At 48.4% G+C, this 21,799-nt stretch carries 19 protein-coding genes and 1 pseudogene; 8 read left to right on the top strand and 12 right to left on the bottom strand.

What is annotated here, in order from left to right:
• Positions 1-19: 19 nt before the first annotated feature.
• Positions 20-1,117, bottom strand: coding sequence for a D-alanine--D-alanine ligase (locus EIM92_RS00260; RefSeq protein WP_125080957.1), 1,098 nt, complete (start codon positions 1,115-1,117; stop codon positions 20-22).
• 59 nt (positions 1,118-1,176) lie between these two features.
• Entirely contained in the window at positions 1,177-2,202 is a 1,026-nt protein-coding gene (locus tag EIM92_RS00265; RefSeq protein WP_125080958.1) for an amidase domain-containing protein, read from the bottom strand.
• Positions 2,203-2,390: 188 nt separating this feature from the next.
• Between EIM92_RS00265 and acnA the strand changes: the two genes are divergently transcribed.
• The 3 genes from acnA to EIM92_RS00280 all read left to right on the top strand — a co-directional run bounded on the left by acnA (position 2,391) and on the right by EIM92_RS00280 (position 6,743).
• Positions 2,391-5,108 carry an aconitate hydratase AcnA gene (acnA, locus tag EIM92_RS00270; protein ID WP_125080959.1) on the top strand — a complete coding sequence of 906 codons (2,718 nt, stop codon included), beginning with the start codon at positions 2,391-2,393 and terminating at the stop codon, positions 5,106-5,108.
• A gap of 133 nt (positions 5,109-5,241) precedes the next feature.
• Positions 5,242-5,646 (top strand): GntR family transcriptional regulator, encoded by a 405-nt coding sequence (locus tag EIM92_RS00275; protein ID WP_125080960.1) that lies wholly within the window; start codon positions 5,242-5,244, stop codon positions 5,644-5,646.
• Positions 5,646-6,743 (top strand): DUF1648 domain-containing protein, encoded by a 1,098-nt coding sequence (locus tag EIM92_RS00280; protein ID WP_125080961.1) that lies wholly within the window; start codon positions 5,646-5,648, stop codon positions 6,741-6,743. The genes EIM92_RS00275 and EIM92_RS00280 overlap by 1 nt, the downstream gene beginning before the upstream one ends.
• A 241-nt stretch (positions 6,744-6,984) precedes the next feature.
• On the opposite strand, the gene EIM92_RS00285 is transcribed toward EIM92_RS00280, so the two are convergent.
• Positions 6,985-7,731, bottom strand: a complete 747-nt coding sequence (locus tag EIM92_RS00285; protein ID WP_125080962.1) for an IclR family transcriptional regulator — start codon at positions 7,729-7,731, stop codon at positions 6,985-6,987.
• A gap of 247 nt (positions 7,732-7,978) precedes the next feature.
• Between EIM92_RS00285 and EIM92_RS00290 the strand changes: the two genes are divergently transcribed.
• Complete coding sequence (locus tag EIM92_RS00290; RefSeq protein ID WP_125080963.1) at positions 7,979-8,989, top strand: alpha/beta hydrolase; 1,011 nt, start codon at positions 7,979-7,981, stop codon at positions 8,987-8,989.
• Between the two features lie 100 nt (positions 8,990-9,089).
• Positions 9,090-10,358 carry a Fe-Mn family superoxide dismutase gene (locus tag EIM92_RS00295; protein ID WP_125080964.1) on the top strand — a complete coding sequence of 423 codons (1,269 nt, stop codon included), beginning with the start codon at positions 9,090-9,092 and terminating at the stop codon, positions 10,356-10,358.
• Positions 10,359-10,525: 167 nt separating this feature from the next.
• On the opposite strand, the gene EIM92_RS00300 is transcribed toward EIM92_RS00295, so the two are convergent.
• Complete coding sequence (locus tag EIM92_RS00300; RefSeq protein WP_246021151.1) at positions 10,526-11,743, bottom strand: DUF418 domain-containing protein; 1,218 nt, start codon at positions 11,741-11,743, stop codon at positions 10,526-10,528.
• A gap of 174 nt (positions 11,744-11,917) precedes the next feature.
• Here EIM92_RS00300 and EIM92_RS00305 point away from each other — a divergent pair, with 174 nt between their 5' ends.
• Both EIM92_RS00305 and EIM92_RS00310 read left to right on the top strand, forming a co-directional pair.
• Positions 11,918-12,607 carry a response regulator transcription factor gene (locus EIM92_RS00305; RefSeq protein WP_125080966.1) on the top strand — a complete coding sequence of 230 codons (690 nt, stop codon included), beginning with the start codon at positions 11,918-11,920 and terminating at the stop codon, positions 12,605-12,607.
• Complete coding sequence (locus EIM92_RS00310) at positions 12,604-14,079, top strand: sensor histidine kinase (protein ID WP_125080967.1); 1,476 nt, start codon at positions 12,604-12,606, stop codon at positions 14,077-14,079. Before EIM92_RS00305 ends, EIM92_RS00310 begins: the two co-directional genes overlap by 4 nt.
• 76 nt (positions 14,080-14,155) lie before the next feature.
• Here EIM92_RS00310 and folE read toward each other — a convergent pair whose 3' ends face one another.
• From folE to EIM92_RS00350, 7 genes and pseudogenes are all read right to left on the bottom strand, one after another.
• Positions 14,156-14,749, bottom strand: a complete 594-nt coding sequence (folE, locus tag EIM92_RS00315; RefSeq protein ID WP_125080968.1) for a GTP cyclohydrolase I FolE — start codon at positions 14,747-14,749, stop codon at positions 14,156-14,158.
• Between the two features lie 73 nt (positions 14,750-14,822).
• Positions 14,823-15,056, bottom strand: coding sequence for a YneF family protein (locus EIM92_RS00320; RefSeq protein ID WP_125080969.1), 234 nt, complete (start codon positions 15,054-15,056; stop codon positions 14,823-14,825).
• A 116-nt stretch (positions 15,057-15,172) separates the two neighbouring features.
• Positions 15,173-16,204, bottom strand: coding sequence for an HD-GYP domain-containing protein (locus EIM92_RS00325; RefSeq protein ID WP_125080970.1), 1,032 nt, complete (start codon positions 16,202-16,204; stop codon positions 15,173-15,175).
• A 22-nt stretch (positions 16,205-16,226) separates the two neighbouring features.
• A pseudogene (gene queG / locus EIM92_RS00335) lies at positions 16,227-17,991 on the bottom strand (tRNA epoxyqueuosine(34) reductase QueG).
• 54 nt (positions 17,992-18,045) lie between these two features.
• Positions 18,046-18,486 carry a ribonuclease HI gene (rnhA, locus tag EIM92_RS00340; protein ID WP_125080972.1) on the bottom strand — a complete coding sequence of 147 codons (441 nt, stop codon included), beginning with the start codon at positions 18,484-18,486 and terminating at the stop codon, positions 18,046-18,048.
• Positions 18,487-18,514: 28 nt separating this feature from the next.
• Complete coding sequence (gene lepB / locus EIM92_RS00345; RefSeq protein WP_125080973.1) at positions 18,515-19,102, bottom strand: signal peptidase I; 588 nt, start codon at positions 19,100-19,102, stop codon at positions 18,515-18,517.
• Between the two features lie 258 nt (positions 19,103-19,360).
• On the bottom strand, positions 19,361-19,792 hold the full coding sequence (locus EIM92_RS00350; RefSeq protein ID WP_125080974.1) for a GNAT family N-acetyltransferase: 432 nt from the start codon (positions 19,790-19,792) through the stop codon (positions 19,361-19,363).
• A gap of 483 nt (positions 19,793-20,275) precedes the next feature.
• Here EIM92_RS00350 and EIM92_RS00355 point away from each other — a divergent pair, with 483 nt between their 5' ends.
• Entirely contained in the window at positions 20,276-20,491 is a 216-nt protein-coding gene (locus EIM92_RS00355; protein ID WP_125080975.1) for a hypothetical protein, read from the top strand.
• Between the two features lie 113 nt (positions 20,492-20,604).
• Here the strand turns inward: EIM92_RS00355 and mutY are convergent, their stop codons facing one another.
• Positions 20,605-21,795 carry an A/G-specific adenine glycosylase gene (gene mutY / locus EIM92_RS00360; RefSeq protein ID WP_125080976.1) on the bottom strand — a complete coding sequence of 397 codons (1,191 nt, stop codon included), beginning with the start codon at positions 21,793-21,795 and terminating at the stop codon, positions 20,605-20,607.
• Positions 21,796-21,799 lie beyond the last annotated feature (4 nt).

Here is a 21,799-nt window from a genome sequence, read left to right on the forward strand (position 1 = left end):
ATATATTACATATATAAGATTACTGAACGCCACTCTCGAAATCCAGGCTCTGCCTGGTCTCATACCGCTCCAATGCCAGTTGGATCAGCCGATCGAGCAGCGACTCGTAAGAGACTCCCGTTTCCCGCCACAGCAGCGGGTACATACTATAAGGCGTGAACCCAGGCATCGTATTCACTTCATTGATCCATATCGTCCGATCCGATTTCTTCACGAAAAAGTCCGCCCGGCACAGCCCGCTGCCAGAAATCGCTTTGAATGCTCTGATCGCCAAATCCCGAATCTCTTCCGCAAGCTCCGTATCCAGCTCCGCCGGAATTAGCATTTGCGATTTGCCATCCAAATATTTGGCCTGATAGTCATAATATTCGCTTGAAGATACGATTTCGCCCGGAACCGATGCCATTGGCTCATCATTGCCAAGCACCCCGACCTCAATCTCACGGGCATTCACGAATTCCTCTACGATCACTTTCGTATCGTAGCGAAGCGCCGTATTTATGGAAGCCAATAATTCGTCGCGGGATTTCGCTTTGGATATACCTACACTGGAGCCTAAATTAGCCGGTTTTACGAAGCATGGATAATCCAGCTTTTCTTCAATCTGCTGAACGATGGCATGACTGCCTCTGCTCCATTCAGATGCCGTGAAATAGCAATATTCGCATTGCGAAAGACCTGCTTCTGCGAACAGCTTCTTCATGATCACTTTGTCCATACCTGCCGCCGAAGCTAACACCCCCGCACCTACATAGGGCAGGTCTGCCATTTCAAACAATCCCTGAATCGTACCGTCTTCACCATATGTGCCATGCAGCAATGGAAAGACGACGTCAATAGCACGGGTGCCTGTGGATAATTTTTCGAATAACAAGTTGATCGCAGCAGACGTGTCCCTCGCTCCATTCTCCAGCTTCAGCTCTTCCAAAGCGGCAAATGGGCCGGAGAGCTTGCTTCCAACCCGCCATTCCCCGCGCTTCGTAATATAAAAAGGCAGCACCTCGTATTTATCATAATTAAATGCCTGTGCAACTGCCAGGGCCGTTTGCAGCGATACTTCGTGCTCTCCTGATTTACCGCCATATACAAGCCCAACGGTGAGTTTGTCTTGTCCCATGAGTAACCTCTTTCTTTAATCGTCATAATGTTCGCTCGTGTTTTCTGAAATGATCATTTTTAAAAAAAATCCGCAATTCGAAAAAAGCGATAAACGGTGTTCTCGCTCCAGGCGTAGGAGTCCCGATAGTCCCAGTAACGATGTTTGCTGGGAGTCGTATGGGCATTCACCAAAGGCATGCCTCCCGCATCGAACGCGGTTACAATCGTGGTGTGCTGGTAATTGCCATCCCCGTCCCAATCATAAATGATAATATCCCCTAATTGAAGCTGTTCGGGCCGTTCCACAGCTTCTGCTTGAAGTCCTGAGCGACTAAAAGTCAATAAACGCTCCAGGGCATTCGCGACAGACCAGCTATAGCTCCATGCCTCACGACCCTTGATATATCCTTTATACCACCAGCCTGTTTCTCTTTTTCCAGTATAGTTTATTGGAGCTCCTCCTGCAAAGAGACTCTGGGAGATATAATTCGTACAATCCACCTCAAATGCGGTAAATTCCGGGTTAAATCCGTCCCACCAGCGATCAGCATACAATACGGCATCCTCACGGCGATAGGGAGTGCTTCGTGAGCTTCCGTTACCAAGCAGTTGTATGTTGAGGTACGGTCCTGGCTGTGTCCCGGAATTATCCCCGCGACCAGCCTCCGTAGACAGCTTAAACGGAGCATGGCGTTCATTTATCGGCTGCTCGATCCGTGTAATGATCCACCCATTGCTCTCTCGCTCAAGTGTCAGGCGCTGCCTATCGATGATTTCCTCCTGATGGCGGGCGCCCCCTTTTTCATAATACGTCTTACGGGCTAGCTGCAGCTCAACCTGCATCTGGCCAGCGCGATTCTCGATTTCTCGCAGCAGCTTGGCTCGAGTTTCACAACGGAGCGGGATAGCACTGCGTTCCTTATACCATTCTTGAAGCCTCCGTTTTCGCTCGCCGCTACGCAGCAAATATTCCAAGTCGGCCACGACGGTTTCGGTATGCGCATGACGGGGCCGATAATCAACCTCATCCTGGTTATGCTGATTTACATACAGGGATAACGTTCTTCTCCATTCATCACTCACTTTGAAATCCCTCCTCATCATTCCCATTTATATGAAGGAATAGAAGCGAGTATGTACCGAAAAAAAACGGCGGAGCATCTGTCAAATGCTTCAAAAAACAGGCGGTCTGCCAACAAAAAGTTCTTTACTCGCAACAAGGAGGACGGTATACTAAATGTAGTGATGTTTTTGAAATGTGGTTTCATCTAGTGAAACAAGGAGGTACACTCATGTCAACAAAAGATTTTTTCTCTGTCTCCCGCAGCCTTGAAGTCGGTGGGAAGAACTATCGTTACTATGATCTGAATTTGTTGGAAGAGCAAGGACTCGGCCCAATCTCCAAACTGCCATTCTCTATTAAAGTGCTGCTTGAAGCGGCCGTTCGGCAATTTGACGGCAGAGCCATCACCCAGGAGCATGTAAAGCAAATTGCTGGCTGGAGCGAAGGCCGCGACGAGAATAAGGAAATTCCGTTTATTCCAGCCCGTATCGTTCTTCAGGATTTCACGGGCGTTCCTGTCGTTGTTGACCTTGCTGCAATGCGCGATACCGTTAAAAAAGCTGGCGGAGACCCAAAGCAGATCAACCCGCTCGTACCGGTTGACCTCGTTATTGACCACTCCGTTATGGTCGATGCTTTCGGTACACCGGAAGCGCTGGAATACAATATGAAGGTTGAATTTGAGCGTAACGAGGAGCGCTATCGCTTCCTGCGTTGGGCACAAACCGCCTTTAATAACTTCCGTGCCGTTCCTCCGGCAACTGGAATCGTTCACCAGGTCAACCTGGAGTATCTCGCCTCAGTCGCCGCTACCAAAACGATTGACGGCGAAACCGTTGTATTCCCGGATTCTCTTGTTGGAACCGACTCCCATACGACGATGATCAATGGCCTAGGTGTTGTTGGCTGGGGTGTTGGCGGTATCGAAGCCGAAGCCGGCATGCTTGGTCAGCCGCTGTATTTCGTTGCACCTGAAGTTATCGGCTTCAAGCTGGTGGGCAGCCTGGCGGAAGGCGCAACGGCTACCGACCTCGCTCTTACCGTTACGCAAATGCTGCGTAAAAAAGGCGTTGTCGGCAAATTCGTTGAGTTCTATGGCCCTGGTCTTGCCAACATCAGTCTGGCTGACCGTGCAACAGTGGCCAACATGGCACCCGAATACGGTGCTACAATCGGCTACTTCCCTGTCGACGACGAGACTCTGGCTTATCTGCGCAGCACAGGCCGCTCCGAGGAGCAGATTGCTCTCGTTGAAGCTTACTATAAAGCGCAAGGCATGTTCCGTACGAGCAGCACCCCAGACCCTGAATTTACGGATCTGATCGAGCTGGATCTCGCTTCTGTTGTACCAAGCCTTGCAGGTCCTAAACGTCCACAGGATCGTATTGAACTGACGGAAATGAAGGAAAACTTCAATGACATTATCCGGACTCCGATCGATAAAGGCGGATACGGACTTAGTGACGAGAAGATTAATCAGAAAGTAACAGTGAAGCACCCCGACGGCAGCACGAGCGAACTAGGAACAGGTGCCGTTGTGATTGCCGCTATTACGAGCTGTACGAATACTTCCAACCCAAGTGTTATGATCGGTGCTGGATTGCTTGCGAAGAAAGCAGTCGAACGCGGGCTGAAGAAGCCAGGTTATGTGAAAAGCAGCTTGACGCCAGGCTCCCTCGTTGTTACCGATTATTTGAAGAAAGCCGGTCTGATCGAATCCTTCGAAGCGCTCGGCTTCCACGTTGCCGGTTACGGTTGCGCGACTTGTATCGGTAACTCCGGTCCTCTTCCAGATGAGGTTAGCACGGCGATCGCTGACAACGACCTTACTGTAGCTGCTGTACTGTCAGGCAACCGGAACTTTGAAGGCCGCGTACACGCCCAAGTAAAAGCCAACTATTTGGCTTCACCGCCGCTTGTCGTCGCTTACGCGCTGGCTGGAACTGTCAATATCGATCTGCAGAACGATCCAATCGGGTACGATCAGAACGATCAGCCGGTATATCTGAAGGATATCTGGCCAACTTCGGCGGAAATCAAAGAAGCGATTGGCCTTTCCGTAAAACCGGAAATGTTCCGCAGCAAATACGAGAACGTATTTACGCAAAACGAGCGCTGGAATGCGATTCCTGTTCCAGAAGGCGAATTGTACGAGTGGGACGAGAAATCCACTTACATTCAAAACCCGCCATTCTTTGAGCGAATCTCTGAAGGACTGCAGGATATCGCCGACATTCGCAGTGCCCGTGTACTAGCTCTGCTTGGGGATTCGGTGACTACCGACCATATCTCGCCAGCGGGCAACATTTCGCCTACGAGCCCGGCAGGCAACTACTTGAATGATCACGGCGTAGCCCGAAAGGACTTCAACTCCTACGGCTCCCGCCGCGGTAACCATGAAGTCATGATGCGTGGCACGTTCGCTAACATCCGTATTCGGAACCAGATTGCTCCTGGCACGGAGGGCGGCGTTACGAAGTATCTACCGACGGATGAGATTATGTCAATTTATGATGCTTCGATGAATTATCAAGCCAACGGTCAGAATCTCGTTGTCATCGCTGGTAAGGAATACGGGACGGGAAGTTCCCGCGACTGGGCGGCCAAAGGAACCTACCTGCTTGGCGTGAAGGCTGTCATCGCCGAAAGCTTTGAGCGGATTCACCGTAGTAACCTGGTAGGTATGGGCGTTCTTCCGCTCCAATTCCAAGAAGGACATGGCTGGAAGGCCCTGGGTATTGATGGCACGGAATCTTTCGATATCCTTGGACTCAGCAATGACATCAAGCCTGGTCAAGAGTTGACCGTTGTAGCTACTCGCCAAGACGGCACACAATTTGAATTCCAGGTAACTGCTCGCCTCGATAGCATGGTCGATGTAGATTACTACCATAATGGCGGTATTCTGCAAACTGTGTTGCGTCAAATGATCCAAGCAGGAAATTAATCACAAACCTTCTATCCACAAAGAATGCCCCACCCGTTTTCGGGTGGGGCATTCTTTTTTCAATCAATATTGCCTGCAATTCATCTACGTGTTATAGTAGTTGTATAACAGATACTCAATAGGGGGTGTCATATTGATTATTGAACTAGATATGCAGTCGGATGTTCCTATTTACACCCAGTTGGTCAATCAAATCATTGAAGGCATTGCCAGCGGACGATTGAAGCTAGGCGAGCCACTTCCCTCGGTTCGGAGCCTGGCCTCGGACATCGGCATTAACCTTCATACCGTAAACAAGGCTTATACCCTGCTCAAGCAGGATGGATATATTCAAGTTCACCGCCAGCGCGGCGTCGTCGTTGATCCGAACGGCATGCCTCCGGTCACGGAAGAATTTATGATCAAGCAGCATAACCAGTTGAAGCCTATCGTTGCCGAGGCGATTTGCCGAGGAATGAACAAACAGCAGTTGATGGATTTGCTCGAACAAATCCATCAGGAAATCACAAAAACCGACAGTGAAAAGGAGAATGCATAATGCCAATTTTATTTACATTGATGCTCGTTTTTATGTTTATTCCCATTATAGCCTCCCTCGCTTTCATGCCTTATTTAACGAGAGAGACGGTAAGCTTCGGAATTTCGATCAGCGAGGAAACCTTTCGTAGCGCTCCACTCCGCCAAATGCGCAAGCGGTACGCATTGATCAGTCTAGCCGTATACATTCCGCTTATCTTTGTCGGACTTTACTCCTCCATGCAAAGCAATGCAGCGCATCAGGGCACTTGGTTTGGTAGCGTCATCATCGTGATCGTTCTGTTCTCGATCATGCTAAATCTGCTATTTCATTTCAAAATGAGGAAGCTTAAGGCATCCCTTCCCACTGTGATCAAAGGTAAATCCGTGCTTGCTATCGACACTTCCTTCCACCACCAGAAGCTCGCTCTATCGAATAAATGGTTTGGGATTCACACTGCCTTGACCTTAGTCAGCGCTGCGACGGTTCTCGCATATTACGACAGAATTCCCGAACAAATCGCAATGCGATTTGATATGCAAGGTAATATCATCCACAGCGCGGCAAAGTCTTATTCAACGGTATTTTTCCCCAACCTCATGCAATTACTAGTCATTGCTTTATTCATCCTTGTGAACTGGAGCATCCAGCGGAGCAAACAACAGCTTAACTCCGCAAATCCAGAACGCTCTCTTCGACAGAACCTGGTCTTCCGCCGCCGCTGGTCGATCTTCACCGTGCTGTCCGGTATGGCCATTGTCAGCCTGTTCTCATTCATTCAGTTGAATATGATCTACCCACTTGAGAGCAGTATCATCATGCTTGTCAGCATGCTCATTCCGATCTTTGTCGTCCTTTTCGCTGTAGTTCTCTCCTTTACGACCGGGCAAGGCGGCAGCCGAATTGAACGCGCGGAGAAGGGTTCTCCAGTACAGCCTGCAAATGATGATGCACATTGGAAGCTCGGCACCCTGTATTATAATCCAAGTGATCCTTCCTTCTTCGTCGAAAAAAGAATCGGCATTGGCTGGACGCTCAATTTCGCCCATCCGTTAAGCTGGTGCATTCTGGCCGCGATCATTATCGCCATTGCACTCCCTGCTTTTCTTAGCCGTTAGATGCTGCTCATCTATTTCGGTGACGAACCTTCGTAAATTGCAGCTAATATCGGCCAATAGTTCTGTGAGCTTTCAAAAAACGGCATAATTCGTTAAATAAAGTCGTTCAGTTCTGTAAACCCTACTTTCCTTGTAAGAAAGCAAATACTAAAAAACCGGACGGAAAAACGCAATGTTTTCCGTCCGGTCTTGCATTATAGGGACTTATTGGACAGCCGCTCTATAACAATAACATTCTATTCTAAGCATGAATCATCATGCCCATGTCCCGAGCCGCTTCAATCAGCACAGGCCCGAATTCAATCAGTGTCTCCGGGGACAGCCGGCTGACCGGGCCCGACACAGACAAGGCAGCGGCAACCTTACCACTGCGATCGAAGATCGGTGCCGACACCGCAGCAGCCCCAGGCTCCCGCTCTTCATAGCTCGTTGCAAATCCGCGCTGCCGAATATCTTGAAGCTGTGCAACATATTGTGACTTATCCACGGATGCAGGCCAATCCGGGCTGTCCAGCACAGCTTGTAGTATGGATGCATCCGCATAAGCGAGCAACACCTTACTCGACGCGCCGACATACAGCGGCAATCGCGCACCGACCGCAGCAACCCGGCGGATTGCCTGATTGCTTTGAACCGCTTGAATTCTAATCCGATCCGTACCATCCCGTAAATACAGGCTCACCGTCTCACCTAGCCGGTCACGAAGCTGCTCCATCTGCGGTAACAGCAGTACGGCAGGATCATCGCTTTGCGATAAATGTGCAGACAGCTCCCAAATTTTTAGTCCGAGTCGATACTTCTCCGTTGCCATATCACGAATAACAAAGCCCTTCTCCTCCAGTGTCGTCATCAGCCGGTGCACCGTACTTTTATGCAGCCCGATGCTGCTGGCAATTTCCGTTAACCCAAGCTCTTTCCCCTTCGTAAAACACATTAATATATCAAGCGCTCGTTCAACCGCGCGCACAGTTAATTTACGGTCCTCCATCCGCCCTCACCTCTCCATAAGTTTCACTACGTGAAACGTGGTTACATAAATTATATGTAATCAATTTTAAATCGTCAATGCGAAATCATGTGTTTTGTCACACTATCATTGACTTTTATAAACGGGTTGCCGTACGATAATTCTATAAGATTCGCCCTGATTCGACATAAAATGATTGCCTCAACAATCTTATTCTCGAGCTTCACCGAGCATATATTATATTAATTATGATGAGGAGGGGAAGAACATGAGTCCAACAACCGGGAGTGATCTTCCCTTAAATTCAGGTCTGAAAGACACTCCATCACCCGCTATCGATGTGCTGACTACGCGGAATGTCAGCCTAAAGCATATTATCATCGCCCTGCTGTTATCCTCACTATTTTTCCTGCTGTTCTGCTTCGTTGTTCTTCATGGCTATATAGCCTGGGTATTGTCAAATCCTAATGTAGCCCCGTTGTATTCTAATCCAAAGTTATCTAAAAATCTTGCATACGAAGATGTTCACTTTCCGGCCGCCGACGGCAGCCGCATGATGCAAGGATGGTACATTCCTGCTGACGATTCCCGTAAGACTATTGTTTTCAGCCATGGATACGGCGCAAATCGGGAGGAGCCCTGGGTGCCCATGTATGATCTAGCACACTATGCCAATGGACTAAACTACAATGTCCTAATGTTCGACTATGGATTTGCGGCTCAGAAGAGCAAAGAAGTGGCTACAGGTGGCAAAAAAGAAGCAGAGCAGTTGCTGGGGGCAATCAACCTTGCCAAGCAGCGAGGCGCTGAAGAAATCGTTATATGGGGATTCTCCATGGGGGCAGGAACGGCTCTGCAGGCCGCTCTATCGAGCGATGATATTAACGGTATGATTCTAGACAGCACCTTCCTGCTAGAGCCTGATACGATGTATCATAATATTCGGCAGCACATCGATCTGCCGCGGCGTCCATCCCTTGAGATCATCGGCCTGCTCTTGCCCGTGCTGAACGGTACGAGCATGCGCCAAATTCCATATACCGAAGTCAAATCAAAAGACTATCCTTTTCCAACATTGTTCATTCATGGAACAGAAGACGAAAAAGCCCCTTATCCGATTGCGGAAAAACTGGCCGAGAATCAGACAAACGAGGCTTCCGGGGTATGGATTGTAGAAGGTGCCCTTCATGAAATGATCTTCCGAGAGCATCCGAAGGATTATTTGCGCAAGGTGTCCGAGTTCCTTAGCCGGATCCAAACCTCTAAAACTAAAAAGTAACATCCTATTTTACTAAACCCGTATAACCGATAGCATAGTCCAGGCCTTCATTCGCATAAGCTGCTAATGGCAATTAAACGACGTGAAGGAGGCTAACCCGATGCTATTGGTTTACGGGCCCTATTTGCCTGTCCGCATTTTAGAAGAAATCCGCTTCTGGAAGCAGCAGGAAGCCGAGCATACCGACGTCATCAAAGCGATCATTCCCGGGCTTGAACCTTATTATGTCCAACAGCTGGATGATTGGAAAAAAGTGTTTGAAGAGACAGAAGCCGTCGCCAACCAACTGCTGCAATACGCTTTGTCGTCCCAGCAGGCCGCTTGTAACCCGCAATTAATTCAGCAGACTGAGCGACTATTGGATACGTCATTCCGACAATCCAAGGAGTTCATAAGACAGCTCTACTTCATTCTCGATTGCAGCGCGGCAGCCAAATCCGTTCCTCTGGCAAAAACGGTGCTGCTCCACATTATCCGTGAATCCGAGTATTTCCTTGGAGTACTAGAAACACTGAATTCACCTGGAGCGATCAAACGAAATACGGAGGGAATCCCCGCGATAGTCGACATGCAGCAAATTTCCTCCCCCACGAACCAACCAGTTAGAGCGGATGACCAGGACAACTCTGCATCTCTGTCGACAGCCCCACCCGCAATCACTCCAGATTCGGAATTGGAATCACCTGCTACGGAACATGTTCATTCTGATTTGATTAGCCAAAGTTCTCGTGCTTCAGACCAACCCGTCCCCATCGGTGGGCACAGGCTCCCCCCTCTGCCCTACCCCTACAATGCATTGGAGCCGCATATCGATGAGAAAACGGTACGAATCCATCACGATATTCACCATAGGAGCTATGTAGATAATTTAAACAAGGCGGAGAAAAAACTTCAGGAATCCCGAAAGTCAGGGAATTTCGACCTCGTGAAGCATTGGGAGCGGGAATTGGCCTTTAACGGTGCAGGACATTATCTCCATACGATCTACTGGGATACGATGAATCCTAAAGGGGGAGGCAAGCCTGAGGGCGATCTTGCCGAGCAAATCCGCAAGGATTTTGGCAGCTATGATGCCTTCAAGAATCAATTTACCAATGCCGCCGATAAAGTAGAAGGTGGAGGCTGGGCAATTCTCGTTTGGAGTCCGCGTGCTCACCGCCTGGAGATCTTAACTGCCGAGAAGCATCAAAATTTATCACAATGGGATGTCGTTCCGCTGCTTGCGCTCGATGTCTGGGAGCACTCGTATTACTTGAAGCACCAGAACGAACGGGCCAAATATATCGCCGACTGGTGGAAGGTCGTGTACTGGCCGGAAGTTGCCGAACGTTTCGAAAAGGCGAGGAAACTGAAGTGGCAGCCGTTTTAAAATTGAAAAAACAACCAAAAAAAATGGCTGCCTCTCGGAATCTCTCCGAAAAGCAGCCTTGCTTCATTCTTATTAACTTTATTGCACAATGTTTACAGCAATCCCGACTTCTTCACGCTTGCCAGGAAATCATGGAATTCCGGGATATTATGCAGTAAAGATTTAAATCATCTTGCTTCATGAACAGGAGCAACATTCGCTCTCCCGCCTTGCTTCAGCGGATTCCCCCAATACGTGAACAGGCGCCAAACATATTCGAGGGGTCCAATTGGAAGCCAATTTAACCAGACCCGACTAAATACCACTTGCAGAGCAAATATAACGACAGCAATCAACATTTGCAAGGCCGGCCCGATCATTCCATACCATCCCAGACCGTAGCTGTAAAAAATCAGTCCGCAAAGAACCGATTGAAGCAGATAGTTCGTGAAGGCCATTTTTCCAGGGTAGGAAAACCAATGGAGTACTTTCTTCCAGAGTTCATTTTGATATAAAAGTGCAAATATTCCGATAAAGGCCAGAGCTAAGAGTGGTGCCCCTACGAACAAAGCTACCGCCTCGCCCCAGAACGGAAGTCCTTTCTTCGCCAGCGATAGAATGAGCTGAAGCACAAGACCGGCGCTTCCGCCAAGGATGACCAGCCGGAGGATTTCCTTCCGCTTCTCCTGAACCTTATGCAATAAACGGCGTTTGCAGAAGTAGGCCCCCATCAAGAACATGCCTAATATTTGCGGGTAAAAGAGCAGCATATTAAAGATAGAGCTAATATAATCATTCACCCGCTGAATGGCAATCTGGGTAACGGTTCCCTCGCCATAAATGGCAGCATCCCGCTCTTGGTAATAGACCCCGATCTGACGGGCATCCGCTTGGCTTATAGGTTCAAGAGCCTGGCTTGCAGAGCCGTTCAACAGACTTGTGCCCGCCACCAGGACGGGAACGATCAACAGCAGGATCAGAGACCAAATCAGCATCGTTCTCGGCTTGCAGCGCTTAAATAGCATGAGGAGAAAGCCCAGAAGCGCATAATGTGTCAGAATGTCTCCGTACCAGATGAAGATTCCATGGAGCAATCCGAACAATAATAATGCTGTTAATCTTCGGATATAAATTCGGTTGAAACTTTTTCCTTTGGCCTGACTGCTCTCCTGCAGCAATACCATACCAAAACCAAACAGAAAAGAAAAAATGAGTACAAATTTACCGTCAATGACAATCCCGCGCAGCAGCATTGCCAGCTCATGATACCAGCCAGACCATAAATCAACCCCATATGAAATCGTCTGAAGCGACGTTGTGAAAAAGGTGATGTTGACCAGAATTATTCCCAGCAGTGCAAAGCCCCTTAAGCTGTCGATCAGCTCTATTCTTGATTGTGAATTCATTGCCATCCTCCTGCCTCCTTATCATTATGCCTTCAGGTTAAGATACAATCATAAAGAAACGATAAAGATGTACGTATTGAACTAGCTCGATTTTCTTTATTCATTCTTTAGATTTGACGTGTACAATAGAAGATAGACCTTTTTATCGTTATTTCTTGGAGGATGTAATTGAATATGGCAAACGAAACGATTCTATTGGTGGATGATGAAGAAGAAATCATTGCTTTTATACAAGATGCGCTGGAGCTTGAAGGCTATCGCGTAATTACTGCCGGTAACGGACGGGATGCCCTAATCCAGAGTAAACAACAGCCCTCGCTGATCATACTCGATGTGATGATGCCTGGGATGAACGGTATTGAAGTATGTCAGCAACTTAGGGAAACGATGCAATGTCCCATTGTATTTCTAAGTGCCTGTCAGAGTGAAGTGGACCGTATTAGGGGGCTCGCCGCTGGCGGCGATGATTATCTGCTTAAACCCTTCAGCCTCGCTGAATTAAAAGCCAGAATCCATGCCCATCTGCGGAGAGAGCAAAGAGTCCATCTGCAAAAGGAACAAGGCGTCCTTCGCTTCCCATCTCTGACCATCGATTGCAAAGGACATACTGTGAACTGCAATGGACACAACATTGCCCTTACGAATAAAGAATATCAGATCGTAGAATTGTTAGCGATGCATCAGGGTCAGGTTTTTTCTAGAGAACAAATCTATGAGAAGTTATGGGGATTTGACGCAGAGGGTGACGATTCCACGATCACAGAGCATATCAAGAAAACCCGGGCCAAGCTGGCTGCCCACGCACAAGACCGTACTTATATTCAAACCGTCTGGGGCATCGGCTACAAATGGGATCCCAAATGACCAAACAACGTTCCATAAAGAATACGTTTGCCCGACACTTTGTCTTTATTCTAGCTTGCAGCTTGCTGGCTACACTTATAACCTGGGGGTTTCTCGTACTGCTGCTCGGCTACTTGTTCAACCATGACAATTTGCTCCCGGCGAATCATTACGAAGCCCAACTCCCCGTTATATCAGAGTACGCGAAAACCCATGGTGATTCTATCATGAGTATGCAGGGACAAGCCGAGCTGGAGAAGGTGATCCCCTCACAGGGCATAAACTACCTCGTTGTGTCGCCTGAGGGTGAAAGCTTATACGGGGATCTTGAAATTACAGAATCACTTACCCGGCAGAAGCTCCTGGCACGCTTGAACCAGACGCACAGCAGCCTCAACCAGTTCGTTAAATATGTGCCGATAATGTCCCAAAATGGAGAATTCATAGGTGTTCTTCTGCTGGGATATCATCTCAAAGTGACGGCAGCCAATCCAGCGCTTAACCCTATGATAACCTTCGGATTTCTGGCCTTTTTCCTAACGCCATTTCTATATATTATCTTGTTCACCTTCATATTCGGAAAGCGGTTCAGTCGGATGATCAACGCTCCATTACAGCAGCTTTTGCAAGGAGCTGAAATGATTAAAGCGCAAAATTTACGCTTTTCCATGACCGGAACATCATCCATAACGGAAATAAACCGTCTGACGAATGCTTTTGAAGACATGCGGCATGAGCTGGAACATGCCCTTGAGCGGGAATGGAGAATGGAGAAAGAAAGAAGCACCATGTTTGCAGCGCTCGCCCATGATCTGCGTACGCCGCTTACGATTATTCAAGGGCATGTCGAGGGCATGGAACAGATGGAGGGAGAAGCTTATGCGAACAGAAGAGCACAATATCTGCAGGTTATCAGGCGCAACACCATCCGCGCTACAAAGCTCCTGCAGGATATGAACACCATTGCAGAGCTTGAGAAAATGTCTTTTAGGCTCCAGCCGCTTCCCGTGGATATTAAAGAATTTGCGGATCATAAAACCGTGGAATATACCGCCTTATGCAAGGATAAGAATATAACTTTCGATACTGTGATTAAAGATAACCGAACGGTCAAAAAACCTGTCATCTTCGATCCGTATCGCATCATCCAGGTCCTCGATAACCTCGTGTCGAACAGTATCCGGTATACGCCTGAAGCCGGACAAATTTATTGGCGCATCGAAATTACTGAGCAGCAAGTAATGATGTCTATCACGGATAGTGGAATAGGTTTTGGACAACAGCAGGATCTGCAACAGGCCTTCAAGCAGTTTTATCAGGGGAATCACTCATCCTCCAGGCAAAAAGGACACTCGGGGCTTGGGTTATATATCGCCAAACTTCTGATTCAGCATCATGGAGGACAGATTTGCGCCGAGAACAATCCATCTTGCGGAGCGACAGTACGCTTTATCTTCCCGCTTCAAGACACATATGCTATCCAAACGAAATGAAATATTAATAGCAAATAAAAAACACGCCATGAAGGCGTGTTTTGTTTTTAAGTAAAGAGAGCCATTCTTTCAGTCACTATTCCTTAATCAGTGACAAAAATTCTGCTCTGGACGCAGCATCCTTACGGAATGTTCCCCGCACTGCTGAGGTCACGGTCTTGCTTCCCGGCTTCTTAACACCGCGGGCACACATGCAGAGATGCTCGCCTTCCACGACGACCATCACACCTTGCGGCTTAAGAACCTCGTCCATGATGTCGGCGATTTGCGACGTAATGCGCTCCTGTACCTGCAATCGCCGTGTAATGGCTTCAACCAGACGAGCTAACTTGCTCAAGCCAGCGATTTTGCCGCTTGGGATATAGCCGATATGCACTTTGCCGAAGAAAGGGGCCGTGTGGTGCTCGCATTGACTGTAGTACACAATATCCTTAACAATAACAAGCTCTTCATGGTTCTCTTCGAACGTAACTCCAAGCACGTCTCGAGGATCTACCTCGTAACCGCCGTATATTTCTTCATACATCCGAGCTACCCGAGCTGGAGTATCGATCAGGCCTTCCCGCTCAACATCCTCGCCAATCAGCTTCAAGATTTCACGAACATGGTGCTCTATCTTCTCACGGTTGGCTCCAACCCGAGTATTTACATAATCTTTAACGCCTGCCACTCACGCCTCCTCCTTCCTATTTCTCCCCTGTCGGGAAGTAGAGTAAGTTGTTTTTCTAAAATTATGAAACCTATTATTTTTTCTTACGCCGGCCTTGCGGCTTTGTCATTCCCTGCTTCTTCATCATCTGTTGGGCCCGCTGCATTTGCTGCCCATTCAGATTGTAACCCATTTGTTTGGCCATTTTCTGCAACATTTGGGGATCATTCTGCATCTTCGTTAACTGCTGGCGCAAGTAAAATACGCCTATGAAGAATCCGCCGATTAAACCGACGATCAGGGTAATAATAGGAACTACATAATTCATAATTTAGCCACCCCTATATTGTGATCAAATGTTTCATTCATGTTGTATGGTGCTTTAAAGCACCTCAAGCTATAATATCATTTCCCTCACATACCTAGCAAATTAATTTCTTGAATTTAAGCCAATACCGCTTCAATAAATGTCGTCGTTTCCACGGCGAGATCAACTTCCTTCACATCCAGCTCATCACCTGAACCGCGAATAACGCGAATAACCGGACGTCCGGGCAAACCTCGGTGCTGCCGCACAACGACTCCCGTCTCTTTGGTTGAAAGACGCACTGCCGTTCCGTTCGGATATACCGAAATGATTCGCGTAAACTCAACTAGCACTTCATGATCCAGCTCATGCTCGGATGACGCCATCAATTGCTCGCACGCCTCATGTGGCAGCAGCGGACGTTCTCTATTGCCACCGCCGATCAAATTATCGTATTTGTTAGCCACAGCTACAATTTTGGGGAACAAATGAATGCTATCGCTGTCCAGTCCGCGCGGCAGCCCGCTGCCATTTAATTTCTCGTGATGCTGAAGGGCGGTATGAGCGATCAGAAGGCTGAACTCGCGCTTATTCTTCAGGACCTCAAATCCTCTCCACGTGTGATGATAGTTCTGTTCATCTTCTGAGGCACCTACCGGTAATGGATTGGCCTTACCGATGTCATGCAGCAAAGCACCGATTGCCAAATCCTTGAGCTGGGAATAGTTAAGCCCCATATTCAGTCCAATCATTGAGGATAACAAGCATACATTCACTGCATGCAAATAGTCATCATTATCGGCCGTTCGAATATCCGTTAACTGAAGCAGAACGCCCCGCTGGTTTAATACATCCTCCAGCAGCGCCTCTACGCTGACGCTGACTTTTTTCGTACTCCAATCCTTACCGGATCTTACCGCCTCCAACGTGTGGCTCATCTCTGTGAAAATGACTTCTTTCGTGGAATCGCTAAGCACATCTTCAATCTCTATACCCTCGAAATTGGGATCCTTGATATAGAGCATGGTTACGCCGATACGCTTCAACGTATTAATCATGTAGACCGTAAGCTGGATTCCAGCCGACAGTAGCACCGTTCCATTCGAAGAATACACTGTTTTGCCAAGGTACTGCCCCGGTTCGATATCCTCAACACTCATGTATCTCATGAATTAGTCCCCCTTGGCGATCCTATTCGCCTGATGTCGTTGATGTACAATTATGATGCTGCCGTTCTAAAGAGAGCAGACTTTCTTTAATGGATAATCCCCCTCCATATCCGACGAGCGCTCCGCCTGAGCCTATCACACGATGACAGGGAACAACGATAGGCAGCGGATTTTTATTGTTGGCGCCGCCAACAGCCCGAACCGCTTTTGGCTGGCCGATGGCTTCAGCGATGGACTTATATGAAACGACCGCACCATAGGGAATATGAAGCAAGGCTCCCCACACTTTACGCTGAAATTCCGTTCCTTGTAAATCCAAGGCAAGGTCGAAGCTTTGACGCCTCGCCGCGAAGTAATCGCCAAGCTGTTCGACAGCAGATGTCAGCAGCTTGTCAGCGCGCATATAGCGATATCCTGGATAGTACCGCTCCGCCCATTTTTCGAGAAAATCCGCCTTATCCGCAAATGAGCCGAATTCAATATGACATAGCCCCTGATCACTCGCACAAAGGGTTAGTTTGCCTATTGGCGAATCCATTTCCGTATAGTGCAAACCAAACGGTTCTCCGGTCGATTCCATATCAGTTCTCAGCCTCCACCTTGACTTCTTCCTCTGACAGTTTGTCTTGTGCAGCATGCAAGCGTTCAAGCACCTCTTCATCTTTCTCCGCAGTGATCGCTCCGATTATCGCTTGAAGCGCTTCCTCACCGCCAATCCGACTCAAAGCCCAAGCGGCTGTTCCCCTTAGGACCGGCCTTGGATCATTTCGCATAATATCGATTAATTTCGGCACGGCAGCCGGATCTTTGAAGTTCCCAAGCGCTATTACCGCATTCCGTTGAATCGGCTTTTTACCTCGCCAAGCTGCAGCGCTGGAGCCAAACCGTGCCTTAAACTCCCGATTACTCAGCTCCAGGATTGGCAAGAGCAACGGCTTGACCATCTCCGGATCCGGCTGCAGCTCCGGCCGATGATTCCATGACTTGCCCTTGTTCTTGGGACACACAATTTGGCAGGTATCGCAGCCATAGAGCCGATTACCTATCTTTCTCATGAGCTCATCCTCAAGGAAGCCCTTCGTTTGCGTCAGAAAAGATACGCAGCGCTGGGCATTTAATTCACCAGGGCCAACGAGTGCGCCCGTTGGGCAAGAATCGATACATTTAGTACACTCCCCGCAATCCTCCGTTACAGGAGTATCCGGCTCAAACGGAATATTCGTAATCAGCTCGCCAAGGTAAATCCATGATCCCCACTTTGGTGAAATCACCATACAGTTTTTCGCCTTATAACCGATTCCGGCCCGTTCTGCCACGGCACGATCCACCAAGGCTCCCGTGTCCACCATGCTTTCGATTCGGGCACCTTCTACCCGCTGCATGATAAACTCCTCTAATCGTGCCATCGCTTCACGCAGTACCGTGTGATAGTCTTGCCCCCACGCCGCTCGGGCAAATATTCCGCGACGCAAGCCAGGCTCTGACTTTGGCGGATTTTCCAGCTTTGACGGATAAGCTACCGCTATAGAAATCAAAGATGCTGGTCTTTCCAGCGACAGCTCAGGATATACCCGTTTATCAATGTCCGGCTCTTCAAATCCGGATTCATATCCCTTGGCACGTCGATCCAAAAGCACATTTTTTAATGACAGGAACGGGTCAGCCGAGGCGAATCCTATATCATCGATTCCCATGGAATAAGCGGCATCCTTGATTTCCTGCTTCAGCCTGGCCCAATCCATCCTATTACTTTGACCGCCTTCAGCCACTGGTCGCACTTTCGCCATTTCCGATCCCTCCTAGATGTAATATGACCTGCTATTCGGCGGCTTGTCCGCACATCATCGAGACATCTGTTTAATGGCTTCCCTCGCCAAAAAATCGCAGTGATTATTTAATTCATTATCACTGTGTCCCTTAACTTTTATATATTCTACTTGATGAATCTGCATTAGGCGCCATAATTCCTGCCACAGCTCCTGATTCTCAACCGGCTGATTTTTGCTGTTTTTCCAACCATTTTTCAACCAATTGCGAATCCAGCCCTGTTTGAAACAATTCACGACATAAGCGGAATCGCTATATACTTGAACGCGACATGGCTCTTTCAGCTGCTCCAAAGCCGAAATAACCGCCTGAATTTCCATACGATTATTCGTCGTCCTTGGCTCGCCGCCTGATAATTCCTTGCGGTGGCCATTATACAATAGTACAGCTCCCCATCCCCCAGGCCCGGGATTTCCGGAACAGGCTCCATCGGTATAGATCATAATCTCCTTCACGAGATTTCCTCCATGTTTCTTATTTTTTTTATAAGCCGCGAATTTTCGATATAGGCCAAAATACAAACTCTGCACGCCCAACAATATCCTTCTTCTTCACACTCCCAAAACTACGGCTATCCCTACTGCGGCCATAATGACGGTTGTCGCCCATAACGAAAAACTCATCATTCCCTAGACGAATCTCTGCAAAGTCCCCATCCTGGATTTGCACATCGGTATAGGGCTCGTTCAGGATTTGTCCATTCACATACAAGACACCATCCCGAACCTCTACCGTATCACCAGGCGTAGCAACGACCCGTTTCACGAGGTAATGCTTCTTATCAGGGCCTGCGCTAGGATCTTTAAGCACTACGATTTCCCCACTGCTGGGCGATGCGAAATAAAAAACGATTTTATTCACAAAAAGACGCTCCCGCTCTTCCAGCGTTGGCTGCATCGATTCACCCTTTACCATGGATAAGTTAAACACAAACATATTGAGAAGCAGCATGATAATAAATGCGATCCCGGCCGTCTTGCAGAAATCCCACAGCTCACGAACCCATTTATTATGGATAAAGTGCCGCTCCGCCTGCTCGGCAGTATGTTTCTCAGCTTCCAAGTTCTCCATTCTGTCTACCTCATTTCACCTGCGAACATTCTGGTCATTCCAATTCTGACGTTCTGATGGAACGATTGGCTCCAAGCCGCACCTCTTCTATAGCTTAACTCAGTAATAATACTTGCGGGTGCTTCGCATAACAATGCACATAATAATAGAAAAGCATATCTATCGTCCAATTGCAACGGACGGAAGATATGCTTCTTTCACCGAGATCATTATCCAATTTATCCGCTATGCGGCATTGGTTTTATTTATATAATAGACTTACAGCGAACGGGCTGTTGCGATACCCAAGCTCTGAACAGCCTCCAAAAACCTACTTGCTCCGTATCCCATCGCTTCGTAGAGCGGCATATGGGCCTTGTTATGCTCATCGCCAGCTACTACAATCCTGCGGATGTTGCGCTGCTGGAACCTTTGTTCCATCGCGTTAACCAGTTTTTTGCCATACCCTTGACGACGGTATTCAGGATGAACTGCAGTTCGATAAATACAGCCAAGATTCTGATCGATCGTTCCGATCAACACCCCAACGACTTCCTCATCAGCTTCTGCAATCATAATCAGCTCCGAATCCCAAGACAATTGTCTAGCGAAAGCCCGCTTAGTATCTTCGTAGCATTGTTCTGATAGAGCCACTTGCAAAAGCTCCATCACTTGATTGGCATCACTCAACTGGAAGGAACGAATACGCATGCTATGATCTCCCTTTTCCTTAGCTTGATAGATTCATGTAAAACACACGGTCCATTTTAACATCCAACGAATAATTAAATCTAGACAAAAATCGAGGAAAAACTCCCTACTTGTCCATTAAACCATAATAATCAAGGAAATACACCATTTTTCTTCTGAAAGCGCTTTATATTAAGCGTTTACATTATTTTTTGATAGAATTTATTCTATTAATGGAAATGTAAGTGCATAATTCGAAGTGTTCTACCAAGGTTTGGATTTGTTATCGCGAGGTTAATAGCGAATCTATTGTTTCCATTTGATTAAAAATTTAAAAAGCGAATTAACAACGGGGGATAAAACTTTACATGGTGAAAAAGGGCCTGTTACACATTATAGCATACCCTAAGGTCATCACAGAGCTTCCTGAGCCCTTTTTCCTTCGATTGAAAAAGCCGTCTTCGGGTAATCTTAACATAGATTACCTAGAAAGGAGGGGTTACCTTGACCGACGACACGTCTAAGCCATTCACAAATGACCCACAGGAGCTATTGTCGTCCAAGCACGAGGTGGAAAAGCAAAAGGCTCAGTTTAGCAGCTTCGTTCGCAGCGTCAGCGGAGATGCAACAGCGGAGAAGGGGCAAGTCGTTGAACCGCAGCACCGGGAGACCGATCAGCAGAACAACATGAAGGACGTAGAGAACCGGATGCTTGAATAGACAAGAAGCGACACATTCCCACGAAATCCAGCAGCCGAAATTGACCTAGCTCTGTACCATGAAAATTCAACATGAAAAAGCAGACCAAGAACAATTCTGGTCTGCTTTTATTGTTATTCCACTTTCTGTTCAGCAAAATATTGCGATAGTATTTTTAAGAAAACATTAGGGAAGGCCAAGTCATTCATATCCTCAGCCGTAATCCAGCGATATTCCTCCGCCGCCTGCTCGCCTTCATTATATGCTTCCCGTGCCTCGGCAACCGCCATCTCCGCAAAGCCCGCCAATGCGCTCAGAGCCGCTGCTTCCTGGAATCGAAAGACACGCAGATACCAATGTATATGGCTGAAAATATGCTCAGCGGCCATGAACGGTCCCGCCGCCTGCACATAGGTGCCTACCTCGGCCAACGCTCCCGCCAGACGGTTCATCGCCGAACCGTCCGCAACCCCGGCGCCTTCGCCAGGCTTGTCCGCCGCCGGAACATGGGGCAGCTCCCACATCCGTGCTAGCAGCCCCGTGTCCGGCCTCCGGCGCACGAGCACGCGCCCCGCCCGCTCTCCTTCGCCCTCTACAAGGGCGACGAGCCGATACTCGGGCCGCGGCGGCTTCGCCTTGCTCTTCACCGGCAGGCGAAGCTCGGCGCCCTCCAGGCGCGCCGAGCAATGCGCCATGACCGGGCAGGTCAGGCATTGGGGAGCTTTGGGGGTGCACACCAGTGCCCCCAGCTCCATTAGAGCCTGATTGAAGTCTGCTGCCCGGCCTGCCGGGATCAACGAACCCGCGAGCCTCTCCATCAGCGCGCGCGTTCCCGTCTTCATAATATCTTCCTCTATGAAGAAATAGCGAGACAGAACGCGCATCACATTGCCGTCTACAGCCGGCTCCGGCTGATTAAAGGCAATGCTGAGAATCGCTCCCGTCGTATAAGGTCCAACTCCCTTCAGCGCAGATACCGATGCCTTGTCATTCGGCACTTTCCCGCCATGCCGCTCCATCACTTGGCGCGCGGCGGCCTGCAAGTTCCGAGCACGGGAATAATAGCCAAGCCCCTCCCAGCATTTCAATACATCCTCTTCCGGCGCTTCCGCCAGACTTGAAATCGTTGGAAAGCGTTCAATAAACCGGTGAAAATACGGAATTACCGTATCCACGCGAGTCTGCTGCAGCATAATTTCCGATATCCAAATATAGTAAGGATCACGATGCCTGCGCCATGGCAAGTCTCGTTTTGACCGCTCGTACCAGGATAGCAGCTCTGTACTGAAATACTCCCTGCTTTCCTTACTCCATTTCTCTTCCATGACC

The sequence above is a fragment of the Paenibacillus lentus genome, assembly GCF_003931855.1.
Classification (GTDB): Bacteria; Bacillota; Bacilli; order Paenibacillales; family Paenibacillaceae; genus Fontibacillus; species Fontibacillus lentus.